Annotated in this window: 27 protein-coding genes; all 27 read left to right on the plus strand. The window is 54.8% G+C overall.

What is annotated here, in order from left to right:
* The first annotated feature begins 31 nt into the window (after positions 1 to 31).
* The 27 genes from tuf (at position 32) to rpsD (ending at position 13,630) form a co-directional block, all read left to right on the plus strand.
* Positions 32 to 1,225, plus strand: coding sequence for an elongation factor Tu (gene tuf, locus AB4N64_RS27830; RefSeq protein WP_460120417.1), 1,194 nt, complete (start codon positions 32 to 34; stop codon positions 1,223 to 1,225).
* A 156-nt stretch (positions 1,226 to 1,381) separates the two neighbouring features.
* The gene (gene rpsJ, locus AB4N64_RS27835; protein ID WP_003186070.1) at positions 1,382 to 1,693 is read left to right on the plus strand and encodes a 30S ribosomal protein S10; all 312 of its coding nucleotides are present in this window, start codon (positions 1,382 to 1,384) and stop codon (positions 1,691 to 1,693) included.
* Between the two features lie 80 nt (positions 1,694 to 1,773).
* On the plus strand, positions 1,774 to 2,409 hold the full coding sequence (gene rplC / locus AB4N64_RS27840) for a 50S ribosomal protein L3 (RefSeq protein WP_460120419.1): 636 nt from the start codon (positions 1,774 to 1,776) through the stop codon (positions 2,407 to 2,409).
* Between the two features lie 12 nt (positions 2,410 to 2,421).
* Positions 2,422 to 3,024, plus strand: coding sequence for a 50S ribosomal protein L4 (gene rplD, locus AB4N64_RS27845; protein WP_460120420.1), 603 nt, complete (start codon positions 2,422 to 2,424; stop codon positions 3,022 to 3,024).
* Positions 3,021 to 3,320, plus strand: a complete 300-nt coding sequence (gene rplW, locus AB4N64_RS27850; RefSeq protein WP_002555488.1) for a 50S ribosomal protein L23 — start codon at positions 3,021 to 3,023, stop codon at positions 3,318 to 3,320. Before rplD ends, rplW begins: the two co-directional genes overlap by 4 nt.
* Positions 3,321 to 3,334: 14 nt before the next feature.
* Positions 3,335 to 4,159, plus strand: a complete 825-nt coding sequence (gene rplB / locus AB4N64_RS27855; RefSeq protein ID WP_007924198.1) for a 50S ribosomal protein L2 — start codon at positions 3,335 to 3,337, stop codon at positions 4,157 to 4,159.
* Between the two features lie 16 nt (positions 4,160 to 4,175).
* The gene (gene rpsS / locus AB4N64_RS27860) at positions 4,176 to 4,451 is read left to right on the plus strand and encodes a 30S ribosomal protein S19 (protein WP_085585806.1); all 276 of its coding nucleotides are present in this window, start codon (positions 4,176 to 4,178) and stop codon (positions 4,449 to 4,451) included.
* Positions 4,452 to 4,462: 11 nt separating this feature from the next.
* Positions 4,463 to 4,795 carry a 50S ribosomal protein L22 gene (rplV, locus tag AB4N64_RS27865; protein WP_003103908.1) on the plus strand — a complete coding sequence of 111 codons (333 nt, stop codon included), beginning with the start codon at positions 4,463 to 4,465 and terminating at the stop codon, positions 4,793 to 4,795.
* Between the two features lie 13 nt (positions 4,796 to 4,808).
* Positions 4,809 to 5,495 (plus strand): 30S ribosomal protein S3, encoded by a 687-nt coding sequence (gene rpsC / locus AB4N64_RS27870; RefSeq protein ID WP_007970424.1) that lies wholly within the window; start codon positions 4,809 to 4,811, stop codon positions 5,493 to 5,495.
* Between the two features lie 12 nt (positions 5,496 to 5,507).
* Positions 5,508 to 5,921 (plus strand): 50S ribosomal protein L16, encoded by a 414-nt coding sequence (gene rplP / locus AB4N64_RS27875; protein WP_003228729.1) that lies wholly within the window; start codon positions 5,508 to 5,510, stop codon positions 5,919 to 5,921.
* Positions 5,921 to 6,112 carry a 50S ribosomal protein L29 gene (gene rpmC, locus AB4N64_RS27880; protein WP_002555481.1) on the plus strand — a complete coding sequence of 64 codons (192 nt, stop codon included), beginning with the start codon at positions 5,921 to 5,923 and terminating at the stop codon, positions 6,110 to 6,112. The genes rplP and rpmC overlap by 1 nt, the downstream gene beginning before the upstream one ends.
* A 2-nt stretch (positions 6,113 to 6,114) precedes the next feature.
* The gene (gene rpsQ / locus AB4N64_RS27885) at positions 6,115 to 6,381 is read left to right on the plus strand and encodes a 30S ribosomal protein S17 (protein WP_003176419.1); all 267 of its coding nucleotides are present in this window, start codon (positions 6,115 to 6,117) and stop codon (positions 6,379 to 6,381) included.
* A 23-nt stretch (positions 6,382 to 6,404) separates the two neighbouring features.
* Entirely contained in the window at positions 6,405 to 6,773 is a 369-nt protein-coding gene (rplN, locus tag AB4N64_RS27890) for a 50S ribosomal protein L14 (RefSeq protein WP_002555479.1), read from the plus strand.
* Between the two features lie 11 nt (positions 6,774 to 6,784).
* On the plus strand, positions 6,785 to 7,099 hold the full coding sequence (rplX, locus tag AB4N64_RS27895) for a 50S ribosomal protein L24 (RefSeq protein ID WP_003186046.1): 315 nt from the start codon (positions 6,785 to 6,787) through the stop codon (positions 7,097 to 7,099).
* A gap of 20 nt (positions 7,100 to 7,119) precedes the next feature.
* Positions 7,120 to 7,659 carry a 50S ribosomal protein L5 gene (gene rplE, locus AB4N64_RS27900; protein WP_003210069.1) on the plus strand — a complete coding sequence of 180 codons (540 nt, stop codon included), beginning with the start codon at positions 7,120 to 7,122 and terminating at the stop codon, positions 7,657 to 7,659.
* A gap of 13 nt (positions 7,660 to 7,672) precedes the next feature.
* Positions 7,673 to 7,978 (plus strand): 30S ribosomal protein S14, encoded by a 306-nt coding sequence (rpsN, locus tag AB4N64_RS27905; RefSeq protein ID WP_003228726.1) that lies wholly within the window; start codon positions 7,673 to 7,675, stop codon positions 7,976 to 7,978.
* Positions 7,979 to 8,187: 209 nt separating this feature from the next.
* Entirely contained in the window at positions 8,188 to 8,580 is a 393-nt protein-coding gene (rpsH, locus tag AB4N64_RS27910) for a 30S ribosomal protein S8 (RefSeq protein ID WP_017848802.1), read from the plus strand.
* Between the two features lie 12 nt (positions 8,581 to 8,592).
* Positions 8,593 to 9,126 (plus strand): 50S ribosomal protein L6, encoded by a 534-nt coding sequence (rplF, locus tag AB4N64_RS27915; protein ID WP_025129400.1) that lies wholly within the window; start codon positions 8,593 to 8,595, stop codon positions 9,124 to 9,126.
* Positions 9,127 to 9,136: 10 nt separating this feature from the next.
* Entirely contained in the window at positions 9,137 to 9,487 is a 351-nt protein-coding gene (gene rplR / locus AB4N64_RS27920; protein ID WP_003186037.1) for a 50S ribosomal protein L18, read from the plus strand.
* A gap of 3 nt (positions 9,488 to 9,490) precedes the next feature.
* A complete protein-coding gene (gene rpsE, locus AB4N64_RS27925) occupies positions 9,491 to 9,991 on the plus strand; it encodes a 30S ribosomal protein S5 (protein WP_460120424.1) in 501 nt (166 codons plus the stop codon).
* A 2-nt stretch (positions 9,992 to 9,993) separates the two neighbouring features.
* Complete coding sequence (rpmD, locus tag AB4N64_RS27930) at positions 9,994 to 10,170, plus strand: 50S ribosomal protein L30 (RefSeq protein ID WP_003176408.1); 177 nt, start codon at positions 9,994 to 9,996, stop codon at positions 10,168 to 10,170.
* Positions 10,171 to 10,173: 3 nt separating this feature from the next.
* Positions 10,174 to 10,611, plus strand: coding sequence for a 50S ribosomal protein L15 (gene rplO / locus AB4N64_RS27935; RefSeq protein WP_003228720.1), 438 nt, complete (start codon positions 10,174 to 10,176; stop codon positions 10,609 to 10,611).
* Positions 10,612 to 11,940: a preprotein translocase subunit SecY gene (gene secY / locus AB4N64_RS27940; protein WP_003228718.1), complete on the plus strand. Its 1,329-nt coding sequence runs from the start codon at positions 10,612 to 10,614 to the stop codon at positions 11,938 to 11,940.
* A gap of 27 nt (positions 11,941 to 11,967) precedes the next feature.
* The gene (gene rpmJ, locus AB4N64_RS27945) at positions 11,968 to 12,084 is read left to right on the plus strand and encodes a 50S ribosomal protein L36 (protein WP_002555468.1); all 117 of its coding nucleotides are present in this window, start codon (positions 11,968 to 11,970) and stop codon (positions 12,082 to 12,084) included.
* A 130-nt stretch (positions 12,085 to 12,214) separates the two neighbouring features.
* The gene (rpsM, locus tag AB4N64_RS27950; protein WP_009045849.1) at positions 12,215 to 12,571 is read left to right on the plus strand and encodes a 30S ribosomal protein S13; all 357 of its coding nucleotides are present in this window, start codon (positions 12,215 to 12,217) and stop codon (positions 12,569 to 12,571) included.
* 30 nt (positions 12,572 to 12,601) lie between these two features.
* The gene (rpsK, locus tag AB4N64_RS27955) at positions 12,602 to 12,991 is read left to right on the plus strand and encodes a 30S ribosomal protein S11 (RefSeq protein WP_002555466.1); all 390 of its coding nucleotides are present in this window, start codon (positions 12,602 to 12,604) and stop codon (positions 12,989 to 12,991) included.
* An 18-nt stretch (positions 12,992 to 13,009) separates the two neighbouring features.
* A complete protein-coding gene (gene rpsD / locus AB4N64_RS27960) occupies positions 13,010 to 13,630 on the plus strand; it encodes a 30S ribosomal protein S4 (RefSeq protein WP_122852423.1) in 621 nt (206 codons plus the stop codon).
* Positions 13,631 to 13,635: the final 5 nt, after the last annotated feature.

A 13,635-nucleotide genomic window follows, 5' to 3' on the forward strand; every position in this document is an offset into this window, starting at 1 on the left:
TTCAGCCCCTTTAGGCTAGGAGTTAATTGTCGTGGCTAAAGAAAAATTTGATCGTTCCCTTCCGCACGTCAACGTTGGCACCATCGGTCACGTTGACCACGGTAAAACCACTCTGACCGCAGCTCTGACTCGCGTCTGCTCCGAAGTTTTCGGTTCGGCCGTAGTTGAATTCGACAAGATCGACAGCGCGCCAGAAGAAAAGGCTCGTGGTATCACCATCAACACCGCGCACGTTGAATACAACTCGCTGATCCGTCACTACGCTCACGTTGACTGCCCAGGTCACGCTGACTACGTGAAGAACATGATCACCGGTGCTGCCCAGATGGACGGCGCGATTCTGGTTTGCTCGGCCGCTGATGGTCCGATGCCACAAACCCGTGAGCACATCCTGCTGTCCCGCCAGGTAGGCGTTCCGTACATCGTGGTTTTCCTGAACAAGGCTGACCTGGTAGACGACGCTGAGCTGCTGGAACTGGTTGAGATGGAAGTGCGCGACCTGCTGAGCACTTACGACTTCCCAGGTGATGACACTCCAATCATCATCGGTTCTGCTCGTATGGCGCTGGAAGGCAAAGACGACAACGAAATGGGCACTACCGCTGTCAAGAAGCTGGTAGAGACTCTGGACAGCTACATCCCAGAACCAGTTCGTATGATCGACAAGCCGTTCCTGATGCCAATCGAAGACGTATTCTCGATCTCCGGTCGCGGTACTGTGGTAACCGGTCGTATCGAGCGCGGTATCGTTCGCGTTCAAGATGCACTGGAAATCGTTGGTCTGCGTGACACCACTACCACCACCTGCACCGGTGTTGAAATGTTCCGCAAACTGCTCGACGAAGGTCGTGCTGGCGAGAACTGCGGCGTTCTGCTGCGTGGTACCAAGCGTGACGACGTTGAGCGTGGCCAGGTTCTGGTTAAGCCAGGTTCGGTTAAGCCGCACACCAAGTTCACCGCAGAAGTTTACGTTCTGAGCAAGGAAGAAGGCGGTCGTCACACTCCGTTCTTCAAAGGCTACCGTCCACAGTTCTACTTCCGTACTACTGACGTGACTGGTAACTGCCAGCTGCCAGAAGGCGTTGAAATGGTAATGCCAGGTGATAACATCCAGATGGAAGTTACCCTGATCAAAACCATCGCGATGGAAGACGGTCTGCGTTTCGCTATCCGTGAAGGCGGTCGTACCGTCGGCGCTGGCGTCGTAGCTAAAATCATCGAGTAATCTCTTTTTGAGATAGCTTCGATGCTTTGAAAAAGCCCCCGCTCAGCGGGGGCTTTTTTATTGGGTTGACACCTATCTGGGGCGTCTATAGAATTGCGCCTCCTTTTAACGGGCGTATTGCGCCCGGTGGGAATAGCAGCCGGAGTCTGAAATCCAATGCAAAATCAGCAAATCCGTATCAGGTTGAAGGCTTTTGACCATCGCCTGATCGACCAATCAACCCAGGAAATCGTGGAAACCGCGAAACGTACTGGTGCTCAAGTGCGTGGTCCAATTCCACTGCCTACCCGTAAAGAGCGGTTCACCGTTCTGGTCTCCCCGCACGTCAACAAAGACGCGCGTGACCAGTACGAGATCCGTACTCATAAGCGCGTTCTGGACATCGTCCAGCCAACGGATAAAACCGTTGATGCTCTTATGAAGCTTGATCTTGCGGCCGGTGTGGAAGTGCAGATCAGCCTCGGCTAAGACTCGGTCTTGGTCGTGTAACGCTCTGAAATGGGCGGCCATAGCGGGTGAAAGCCCCGTACACTCATGAGGTTTACAACATGACTATTGGTGTAGTCGGTCGTAAATGCGGTATGACCCGTATTTTCACCGAAGAAGGTGTCTCCATTCCGGTCACGGTCATTGAGATCGAGCCGAATCGCGTCACCCAGTTCAAAACTGAAGAAACCGATGGCTATCGTGCAGTGCAAGTCACTGTCGGCGAGCGTCGCGCTTCGCGTGTAACAGCAGCTCAGGCTGGCCACTTCGCCAAGGCGAACGTAGCCGCTGGTCGTACCGTAATGGAATTCCGCCTTGAAGAAGGCGAGTACCAGGCCGGCGATCTGATCAACGCTGAACTCTTCGCCGCTGGTCAACTGGTTGATGTAACCGGTCAGTCCAAGGGTAAAGGCTTCCAGGGTACGATCAAGCGTTGGAACTTCCGCGGGCAAGATAACACCCACGGTAACTCCGTATCCCACCGCGTTCCAGGCTCTATCGGCCAGTGCCAGACTCCTGGTCGTGTATTCAAGGGCAAAAAAATGTCCGGTCATATGGGCGCTGAGCGCGTGACCGTGCAGTCCCTCGAAGTAGTGCGCGTGGACGCTGAACGCAATCTGTTGTTGGTCAAGGGTGCTGTTCCTGGCGCTACTGGCGGCAACGTGGTTGTACGTCCAGCAGCCAAGGCTCGCGGTTAAGGGGAAGCTGACATGCAATTAAATGTAAATGACGCTCAAGCGATCGAAGTTTCCGAACTGACATTTGGCGGCGAATTCAACGAGACGCTGGTTCACCAAGCAGTCGTGGCCTACATGGCCGGCGGCCGTCAAGGTAGCAAGCAGCAAAAGACCCGTTCCGACGTTTCCGGTGGCGGCAAGCGCCCATGGCGTCAGAAAGGTACTGGCCGTGCTCGTGCCGGTACCATTCGCAGCCCAATCTGGCGTGGCGGCGGTACCACTTTCGCAGCTCGTCCTCAGGATCACTCCCAAAAGCTGAACAAGAAGATGTATCGCGCAGCAATGCGTTCCATCCTTGCTGAGCTGGTGCGTACTGATCGTCTGGTTGTGGTTCAGGATTTCGCTGTTGAAACCCCGAAAACCAAAGACCTGCTGGGCAAACTGACCAACATGAGCCTGACCGACGTTCTGATCGTGTCGGACGCTGTTGACCAGAACCTGTACCTGGCTGCTCGCAACCTGCCACACGTCGATGTACGTGATGTGCAAGGTTCCGATCCAGTTAGTCTGATCGCATACGACAAGGTGTTGATCACCGTGTCGGCCGTGAAGAAATTCGAGGAGCTGCTGGGATGAACCAGGAACGCGTATTTAAAGTTCTGCTTGGCCCGCACGTTTCCGAAAAGGCTACGGTTCTGGCTGACAAAAAAGGCCAGTTCGTTTTCAAGGTTGCTACTGACGCAACCAAGCTGGAAATCAAGAAGGCCGTCGAAAGCCTGTTCAGCGTGAAAGTAGAGCGTGTTACTACCCTGAACGTTCTGGGTAAGAGCAAGCGCACTGCTCGCGGTCTGGGCAAGCGTAATGACTGGAAGAAGGCAGTTATCTCCCTTCAGCCAGGCCAAGATCTCGATTTCAGCAGCAGTGCTGAGTAAGGAAGGGGTGCATCATGGCAATCGTTAAATGCAAACCGACTTCCCCTGGCCGCCGTTTTGTGGTCAAGGTGGTCAACCAGGAGCTGCATAAAGGCGCTCCTCACGCACCGCTGCTCGAGAAAAAATCGAAGTCTGGTGGTCGTAACAACAATGGCCGTATTACCACGCGTCACGTTGGTGGTGGTCATAAGCAGCATTACCGTCTGGTCGACTTCCGTCGCAACGACAAAGATGGCATCGCTGCCACTGTCGAGCGTATCGAATACGATCCAAACCGTACTGCTCACATCGCTCTGCTGCTGTACGCAGATGGCGAGCGTCGCTACATCATCGCCCCTAAAGGCGTGAGCGCTGGCGACCAGCTGATCGCAGGTGCCTTGGCGCCGATCAAGCCGGGCAACGCTCTGCAACTGCGCAACATTCCAGTTGGTAGCACCGTACACGGCATCGAATTGAAGCCAGGTAAAGGCGCGCAAATCGCTCGTTCCGCTGGTGCTTCGGCTCAGCTGATCGCTCGTGAAGGTGTCTACGTGACCCTGCGTCTGCGTTCTGGTGAGATGCGTAAAGTGCTGGCTGAATGCCGTGCGACCCTGGGCGAAGTCTCGAACTCCGAGCACAGCCTGCGTTCGTTGGGTAAAGCTGGTGCCAAACGCTGGCGTGGCGTTCGCCCAACCGTTCGTGGTGTTGCCATGAACCCGGTTGACCACCCACATGGTGGTGGTGAAGGTCGTACCTCTGGTGGTCGTCATCCGGTATCGCCATGGGGCTTCCCGACTAAGGGCGCGAAGACTCGTGGTAATAAGCGTACCGACAAAATGATCGTCCGTCGTCGCAAGTAAATAGAGGGATACGACAGTGCCACGTTCTCTGAAAAAAGGTCCTTTTATCGATCTTCACCTACTGAAGAAGATCGAAGTGGCGGCGGAAAAGAATGATCGCAAACCGGTGAAAACCTGGTCGCGTCGTTCGATGATCCTGCCACAAATGGTCGGTCTGACCATCGCAGTACACAACGGTCGTCAGCACGTCCCAGTTCTCGTGAACGAAGACATGGTCGGCCACAAACTGGGCGAGTTCGCCGGTACCCGTAACTATCGCGGGCACGTGGCTGACAAGAAAGCCAAGCGTTAAGGGGTTAGGAAATGGAAGTAGCCGCTAAGTTGTCGGGCGCTCGAATCTCCGCCCAGAAAGCCCGCTTGGTCGCCGACCAGATCCGCGGGAAGAAGGTGGGCGAAGCGCTCAACCTGTTGGCTTTCAGCAGTAAGAAAGCCGCCGAGATCATGAAGAAAGTGCTGGAGTCGGCCGTAGCCAACGCCGAGCATAACGAAGGCGCAGACGTTGATGACCTGAAGGTCAGCACCGTTTTCGTCAACGAAGGGCGTTCGCTGAAGCGCATCATGCCACGTGCCAAAGGCCGTGCTGATCGCATCGTCAAGCGGTCTTGCCATATCACTGTCAAGGTTGCTGACAAGTAACGGAGTCGAAGAGATGGGTCAGAAAGTACATCCCATTGGCATTCGCCTGGGAATCGTCAAGGAGCACACCTCCGTCTGGTACGCAGACGGTCGGACTTATGCGGACTATTTGCTCGCAGATCTGAATGTGCGTGAGTACCTCCAAGACAAACTAAAAAGCGCGTCCGTAAGCCGTATCGATATCCATCGTCCGGCCCAAACTGCACGCATCACCATCCACACCGCTCGTCCAGGTATCGTTATCGGGAAGAAAGGTGAAGATGTTGAGAAACTGCGTCAGGACCTGACCAAGCAAATGGGTGTGCCTGTGCACATCAATATCGAAGAGATCCGCAAGCCGGAGCTCGACGGTATGCTGGTTGCGCAGAGCGTAGCTCAGCAGCTGGAGCGTCGCGTAATGTTCCGTCGCGCTATGAAGCGCGCAGTACAGAACGCCATGCGCATTGGTGCCAAAGGCATCAAAATCCAAGTGAGCGGTCGTCTCGGCGGTGCTGAAATCGCACGTACTGAATGGTATCGCGAAGGTCGTGTGCCATTGCACACCCTGCGTGCCGACATCGACTATGCCAACTACGAAGCTCACACCACCTACGGTGTGATCGGTGTAAAGGTTTGGATCTTCAAAGGCGAAGTAATTGGTGGTCGCCAAGAAGAGCTGAAGCCACAAGCACCAGCGCCTCGTAAAAAAGCTGCTAAGTAAGGGGTACGCCAAATGTTGCAACCTAAGCGTACGAAGTTCCGCAAGCAGATGACCGGCCACAACCGTGGTCTGGCACTGCGCGGTAGCAAAGTCAGCTTCGGCGAGTTCGCGCTGAAGTCTGTTGCTCGTGGTCGTCTCACCGCTCGTCAGATCGAGTCAGCGCGTCGTGCTCTGACCCGTCACGTAAAACGTGGCGGCAAGATCTGGATCCGTGTATTCCCGGACAAGCCTATTTCCAAGAAGCCACTCGAAGTTCGGATGGGTAAAGGTAAGGGTAACGTCGAATACTGGGTTGCCCAGATTCAGCCAGGCAAAGTCCTGTATGAAATCGAGGGTGTTTCTGAAGAGCTGGCGCGTGAGGCTTTCGCCCTGGCTGCTGCAAAGCTGCCGCTCGCCACCTCCTTTGTTAAACGGACGGTGATGTGATGAAAGCGAATGAACTTCGTGAAAAATCCGCACAGCAGCTGAACGAGCAACTGCTCGGCTTGCTGCGCGACCAGTTCAATCTGCGCATGCAGAAAGCAACTGGCCAGTTGGGGCAGTCGCATCTGCTCTCGCAAGTTAAGCGCGACATCGCTCGCGTGAAGACTGTGCTCAACCAGCAGGCAGGTAAGTGATCATGGCTGAAGCCGAAAAGACTGTCCGTACGCTGACTGGCCGTGTTGTCAGCGACAAGATGGACAAAACCATCACCGTACTGATCGAGCGTCGCGTTAAGCACCCGATCTACGGTAAATACGTTAAGCGTTCGACTAAGCTGCACGCGCACGACGAAACCAATCAGTGCCACATTGGCGACAAAGTCACTATTCGTGAAACTCGTCCTTTGGCCAAGACCAAGTCTTGGGCGCTGGTTGATGTTCTCGAACGCGCTGTGGAAGTCTAAGGACTAGGGGTCGGAGAAATTATATGATTCAGACTCAATCCATGCTCGATGTGGCCGATAACAGCGGCGCTCGCCGTGTTATGTGCATCAAGGTGCTGGGTGGCTCCCATCGTCGTTACGCTGGTATCGGTGACATCATCAAAGTTACCGTCAAGGAAGCAATTCCTCGCGGTAAAGTGAAAAAAGGCCAAGTGATGACTGCTGTTGTAGTCCGCACTCGTCACGGCGTACGTCGTGCTGATGGCTCCATTATCCGCTTTGATGGCAACGCTGCTGTTCTTCTGAACAACAAGCAAGAGCCGATCGGCACCCGTATCTTTGGGCCAGTGACCCGTGAACTTCGTACTGAGAAGTTCATGAAGATCGTCTCGCTCGCCCCAGAAGTGCTGTAAGGAGATCCGACATGCAAAAGATTCGTCGTGACGACGAGATCATCGTGATCGCCGGCAAAGACAAAGGTAAGCGCGGTAAGGTGCTGAAGGTTCTTGCTGACAACCGTCTGGTTGTTGGTGGTCTGAACCTGGTCAAGCGCCATACCAAGCCTAACCCGATGTCGGGCGTACAGGGCGGTATCGTCGAGAAAGAAGCGCCACTGCACGCTTCCAACGTCGCCATCTTCAACGGCGAAACCAACAAGGCTGACCGCGTTGGTTTCAAAGTAGAAGACGGTAAGAAAATTCGTGTCTTCAAGTCGACCCAAAAAGCGGTTGATGCTTGAACACTGCTAGGTAGAAGACCATGGCACGACTAAAAGAGATTTACCGGAAGGAAATCGCTCCGAAACTTAAGGAAGAACTTAAGCTTTCGAACGTGATGGAAGTTCCGCGCGTTACCAAGATCACCCTGAACATGGGTCTGGGCGAAGCGATCGGCGACAAAAAAGTCATCGAGCACGCTGTTGCTGACCTGGAAAAGATCACCGGCCAGAAAGTCGTTGTGACCTACGCTCGTAAATCCATCGCTGGCTTCAAAGTCCGCGAAGGATGGCCGATCGGCGTCAAAGTGACCCTGCGCCGTGAGCGTATGTACGAGTTCCTGGATCGTCTGCTGTCGATCTCCCTGCCTCGGGTCCGCGACTTCCGCGGCCTGAATGCCAAGTCCTTCGATGGTCGTGGTAACTACAGCATGGGCGTTAAAGAGCAGATCATTTTCCCGGAAATCGACTACGACAAGATCGATGCTCTCCGCGGTCTGGACATTACCCTGACCACCACTGCCAAGAACGATGATGAAGGCCGCGCTCTGCTGCGTGCTTTCAAATTCCCGTTCCGCAACTGATTGGAGTAGGAAAATGGCCAAGAAGAGCATGAAAAACCGTGAGCTGAAGCGTCAGCTCACCGTTGCCAAGTACGCCACCAAGCGTGCAGCGCTCAAAGCGATCATCGTGGATCTGAACGCAAGTCCAGAAGCACGTTGGGAAGCTACCGTAGCTCTGCAGAAGCAACCACGTGACGCAAGCGCTTCGCGCATGCGTAACCGTTGCCGCCTGACTGGTCGTCCGCACGGCGTTTACCGCAAGTTCGGCCTGGGCCGTAACAAACTGCGTGAAGCGGCAATGCGTGGTGACGTTCCAGGTCTGGTTAAAGCCAGCTGGTAAGCAATGTCAAAGTCTCGGCGTTCAGGGTTGCAAGAACCTGACCGCCGGTGACCTTGTACTTGAATCAAGCCCCTATTGGGGCTTGATTCATTTCTGGGGTGTGTCTAGAATACCCGGCTCGCCTGAGCCCGTGCTTTTTTGCACGGATGTATTCGGCGACACGTAGTAGCCGAAAGGCTAATTTTTTGTGTATTAGGAGCGTCTAGCCCATGAGTATGCAGGACCCGTTAGCGGACATGCTAACTCGAATCCGTAATGCCCAGATGGCTGAAAAGTCCGTCGTAAGCATGCCATCTTCTACTTTGAAGGTAGCTGTTGCCAAAGTCCTGAAGGACGAGGGTTACATTGCGGGTTATCAGATCAGCAGCGAAATCAAGCCACTGCTGTCCATCGAGCTGAAGTACTTCGAAGGCCGTCCGGTCATCGAGGAAGTGAAGCGCGTCAGCCGCCCAGGCCTGCGTCAGTACAAGTCCGTCGAGGATCTGCCAAAAGTTCGTGGCGGTCTCGGTGTGTCTATCGTCTCCACCAACAAAGGTGTGATGACGGATCGTGCTGCGCGCGCTGCCGGTGTCGGCGGCGAAGTTCTTTGCACTGTGTTCTAAGGGGGGATAAGCATGTCTCGCGTCGCTAAGAACCCCGTTAAGCTGCCAGCCGGTGTCGAAGTCAAATTCGCAGGCCAACAGCTTTCGGTGAAGGGTGCCAAGGGCACTCTCGAACTGAACGTCCATTCGTCCGTTGAGATTGTTGAAGAAGCTGGTGAGCTGCGTTTTGCTGCTCGCAATGGCGATCAACAGACTCGCGCAATGGCCGGTACCACTCGTGCGTTGGTAAACAACATGGTCCAAGGCGTAAGCCAAGGCTTCGAGCGCAAGCTCCAGCTGGTCGGTGTTGGTTACAAAGCGCAAGCAAAAGGCACAGTGCTGAACCTGGCTCTTGGCTTCTCGCACCCAGTGGATTATGAACTGCCGGAAGGCATCACCGCTGAGACTCCTAGCCAGACCGATATCCTGATCAAGGGCATCGACAAGCAGCTGGTAGGTCAAGTGGCCGCCGAGATCCGCGACTTCCGTCCACCAGAGCCGTACAAAGGCAAAGGTGTGCGCTACGCGGACGAAGTCGTCCGTCGTAAAGAAGCCAAGAAGAAGTAGGGCATAGCAAATGACCGACAAAAAAGTTACTCGACTGCGTCGCGCTCGCAAAGCACGCCTGAAAATGCACGAACTCGAAGTCGTGCGTCTCTGCGTGTTCCGCTCGTCGCAGCACATCTACGCCCAGGTCATTTCGGCCGACGGCAACAAAGTCCTGGCAAGTGCTTCGACTTTGGATAAAGAACTGCGTGATGGTGCTACCGGCAACATCGACGCGGCCACTAAGGTTGGCCAGCTGGTCGCTACGCGTGCTAAAGCCGCTGGCGTCTCGCAGGTGGCTTTCGACCGCTCTGGCTTCAAGTACCACGGTCGCGTCAAGGCGCTGGCTGATGCTGCTCGTGAAGCTGGGCTGGAGTTCTAAGTTATGTCAAATAACGACCAAAAGCGCGACGAAGGCTACATCGAGAAGCTGGTTCAAGTTAACCGCGTAGCCAAAACCGTTAAAGGCGGCCGTATCTTCACCTTCACCGCGTTGACCGTGGTAGGTGATGGTAAAGGGCGTGTTGGCTTCGGCCGTGGCAAGTCGCGTGAAGTGCCTGCTGCGATCCAGAAGGCAATGGAAGCTGCTCGCCGCAACATGATCCAGGTTGATCTGAACGGCACCACCCTGCAGTACGCAACGAAGTCCGCCCATGGCGCTTCGAAGGTATACATGCAGCCTGCTTCTGAAGGTACCGGTATCATCGCTGGCGGCGCTATGCGTGCCGTTCTCGAAGTTGCTGGCGTTCAGAACGTTCTGGCCAAGTGCTACGGCTCGACTAACCCGGTAAACGTGGTTCACGCCACTTTCAAGGGTCTGAAAGCCATGCAATCTCCTGAATCCATTGCCGCCAAGCGTGGCAAAAGCGTCAAGGAGATCTTCTGATCATGGCTACCGTTAAAGTAACGCTGATCAAAAGCATGACCGGCCGCATCCCTAACCACAAACTGTGCGTTAAGGGTCTGGGTCTGCGTCGCATCGGTCACACTGTAGAAGTCCAGGATACTCCCGAGAATCGCGGGATGATCAACAAGGCTTACTACATGCTGCGTGTCGAGGGTTAATCGATGAAACTCAATGATCTGAGTCCAGCGCCGGGTTCCCGTCGCGAAAAGCATCGTCCGGGCCGTGGTATCGGTAGTGGTTTGGGCAAGACCGGTGGCCGTGGCCACAAAGGTCAGACCTCCCGCTCCGGTGGCACCATTGCTCCAGGCTTTGAAGGCGGTCAACAGCCGCTGCATCGTCGCCTGCCGAAGTTCGGTTTCGTTTCCCTGAAAGCCATGGACCGCGCAGAAGTGCGTCTGTCCGAGCTGGCCAAAGTGGAAGGCGACATCGTCACCGTGCAGTCCTTGAAAGATGCCAACGTGATCAACGTCAACGTACAGCGTGTGAAAATCATGCTGTCCGGTGAAGTGACTCGCGCTGTAACCATCGGGAAGGGAATCGGCGCCACCAAAGGTGCGCGTGCGGCTATCGAAGCAGCTGGCGGCAAGTTCGAGGAATAAATGGCTAAGCAAGGTGCTCTCTCTGCGCTCGGCAAAGGCGGTATGTCTGAACTCTGGGCTCGTCTGCGTTTTCTGTTCCTGGCGATTATCGTCTACCGAATAGGCGCACACATCCCGGTTCCAGGTATCAACCCGGACCGACTCGCGGACCTGTTTCGACAGAATGAGGGGACCATTCTTAGCTTGTTCAACATGTTTTCCGGCGGCGCGCTGGAGCGGATGAGCATTTTTGCACTGGGGATCATGCCGTACATTTCGGCATCGATCATCATGCAATTGATGACCGCCGTCAGCCCGCAGCTGGAGCAGTTGAAGAAGGAAGGTGAAGCTGGCCGTCGCAAGATCAGCCAGTACACCCGCTACGGCACTGTCGTCCTCGCTCTCGTTCAGGCAATTGGCATGTCCATTGGTCTGGCAGGGCAGGGCGTTGCGTTCACTGGTGACTTTGGCTTCCATTTCGTCGCGGTATCCACTTTTGTGGCTGGTGCGATGTTCATGATGTGGCTGGGTGAGCAGATTACTGAGCGTGGTGTTGGCAACGGTATCTCGATGTTGATTTTTTCGGGTATCGTCGCCGGTCTTCCGAGAGCAATCGGGCAGTCTTTCGAGTCTGCGCGTCAGGGTGATATCAATATCTTCGCCCTGGTTGCCATCGGTTTGCTGGCAGTAGCGATTATCGGTTTCGTGGTGTTCATTGAGCGTGGTCAGCGTCGTATTGCTGTTCACTACGCCAAGCGTCAGCAGGGCCGCAAGGTTTTTGCTGCGCAGACCAGCCACCTGCCGCTGAAGGTGAACATGGCCGGTGTTATTCCGGCCATTTTCGCGAGCAGCATTCTGCTGTTCCCGGCTTCGCTGGGTGCCTGGTTTGGTCAGTCTGAGGGTATGGGCTGGTTGCAGGACATCTCGCAGTCGATCGCTCCTGGTCAGCCGTTGAATATTCTGCTGTTTAGTGCAGGGATTATTTTCTTCTGCTTCTTCTATACGGCGTTGATGTTCAATCCGAAAGACGTAGCGGAAAACCTGAAGAAGTCCGGTGCCTTTATTCCGGGCATCCGTCCAGGTGAGCAGTCTGCGCGCTACATTGATGGCGTTCTGACTCGCTTGACCATGTTCGGTGCTCTATACATGACGGCCGTGTGCCTGTTGCCCCAGTTCCTGGTGGTTGCGGCAAACGTTCCGTTCTACCTTGGCGGGACCTCGTTGCTGATCGTCGTCGTGGTTGTGATGGACTTCATGTCCCAAGTACAATCGCACCTCGTTTCGCACCAGTACGAATCCCTGATGAAGAAAGCCAACCTGAAGGGTTACGGCAGCGGCATGTTGCGCTGAGTACCCATAAGGTTCGAGGAGTTGGTGATGAAAGTTCGTGCATCGGTGAAAAAGCTGTGCCGTAACTGCAAGATTATTCGCCGCGAAGGTGTTGTTCGAGTAATTTGCAGCGCGGAACCGCGTCACAAACAGCGCCAAGGCTGAGTGTGATTGTGCTTCAAACCCGGTAGCTAGTGTGCTACCGGGTTGATTATTTGTTATTACAGCGATATTATCTCGCGCCCTATTTCTTGGCTTCCGGGGCGTAGGTAGCTGTCAATTGGAGTCCCACTGAATGGCCCGTATTGCAGGCGTTAACATTCCAGATAACAAGCATACTGTTATCTCGCTGACCTACATCTATGGTGTTGGTCGCACAACTGCGCAGAAAATCTGTGCAGAGACTGGGGTAAACCCAGCCGCTAAGATCAAGGATCTGAGCGACGAGCAAATTGAACAGCTGCGTGGCGAAGTGGCGAAGTTCACCACTGAAGGTGACCTGCGTCGCGAAATCAACATGAAAATCAAGCGCTTGATGGACCTCGGTTGCTATCGCGGTCTGCGTCATCGTCGCGGTCTTCCAGTACGCGGTCAGCGTACCAAGACCAACGCGCGTACCCGTAAAGGTCCGCGTAAGCCGATCCGCAAGTAATCGCCCCAGCGAATCGACAGGAATTTAATCATGGCAAAACCTGCTGCTCGTCCTCGTAAAAAAGTTAAAAAGACAGTGGTTGATGGCATCGCCCACATCCATGCTTCTTTTAACAACACCATCGTGACCATCACCGACCGTCAAGGTAACGCTCTTTCCTGGGCTACCTCCGGTGGTTCGGGTTTCCGCGGTTCCCGTAAGTCCACCCCGTTCGCTGCTCAAGTAGCTGCTGAGCGTGCTGGTCAAGCTGCGCTGGAATACGGTCTGAAAAACCTCGACGTTAACGTCAAAGGTCCAGGCCCAGGTCGTGAATCTGCAGTCCGTGCTTTGAACGGCTGTGGCTACAAGATCGCCAGCATCACCGACGTGACGCCAATCCCGCACAACGGGTGCCGTCCGCCGAAGAAGCGCCGCGTGTAATCCAGGAGATTGTGAAGAATGGCTCGTTACATTGGTCCAAAATGCAAACTCGCTCGTCGCGAAGGCACCGATCTCTTCCTGAAGAGCGGCGTGCGCGCGATCGAATCGAAGTGCAACATTGAAGCAGCACCTGGTATCCACGGCCAACGCCGCGGTCGCCAGTCCGACTACGGCACCCAACTGCGTGAAAAGCAGAAGGTCCGTCGTATCTACGGCGTTCTCGAGCGTCAATTCAGCGGCTACTACAAAGAAGCTGCTGGCAAGAAAGGTGCAACAGGCGAAAACCTGCTGCAACTGCTCGAATGCCGTTTGGACAACGTTGTATACCGTATGGGCTTTGGTTCGACTCGTGCCGAATCCCGTCAGCTGGTATCGCACAAGTCGATCAGCGTAAACGGCAAAACCGTTAACGTTCCGTCCTACCAGGTTCGTGCTGGTGACGTGGTTGCTGTTCGCGAGAAAGCAAAAAACCAACTTCGCATTGTCCAAGCTCTCGATCTGTGTGCCCAACGTGGCCGCGTAGAATGGGTAGAAGTAGACACTGAGAAGAAGTCGGGCGTTTTCAAGAACGTTCCAGCTCGCAGTGATCTGTCCGCCGACATCAACGAAAGCCTGATTGTCGAGCTCTACTCCAAGTAAGGGCT

It is taken from the genome of Pseudomonas sp. S2_C03, from assembly GCF_054668405.1.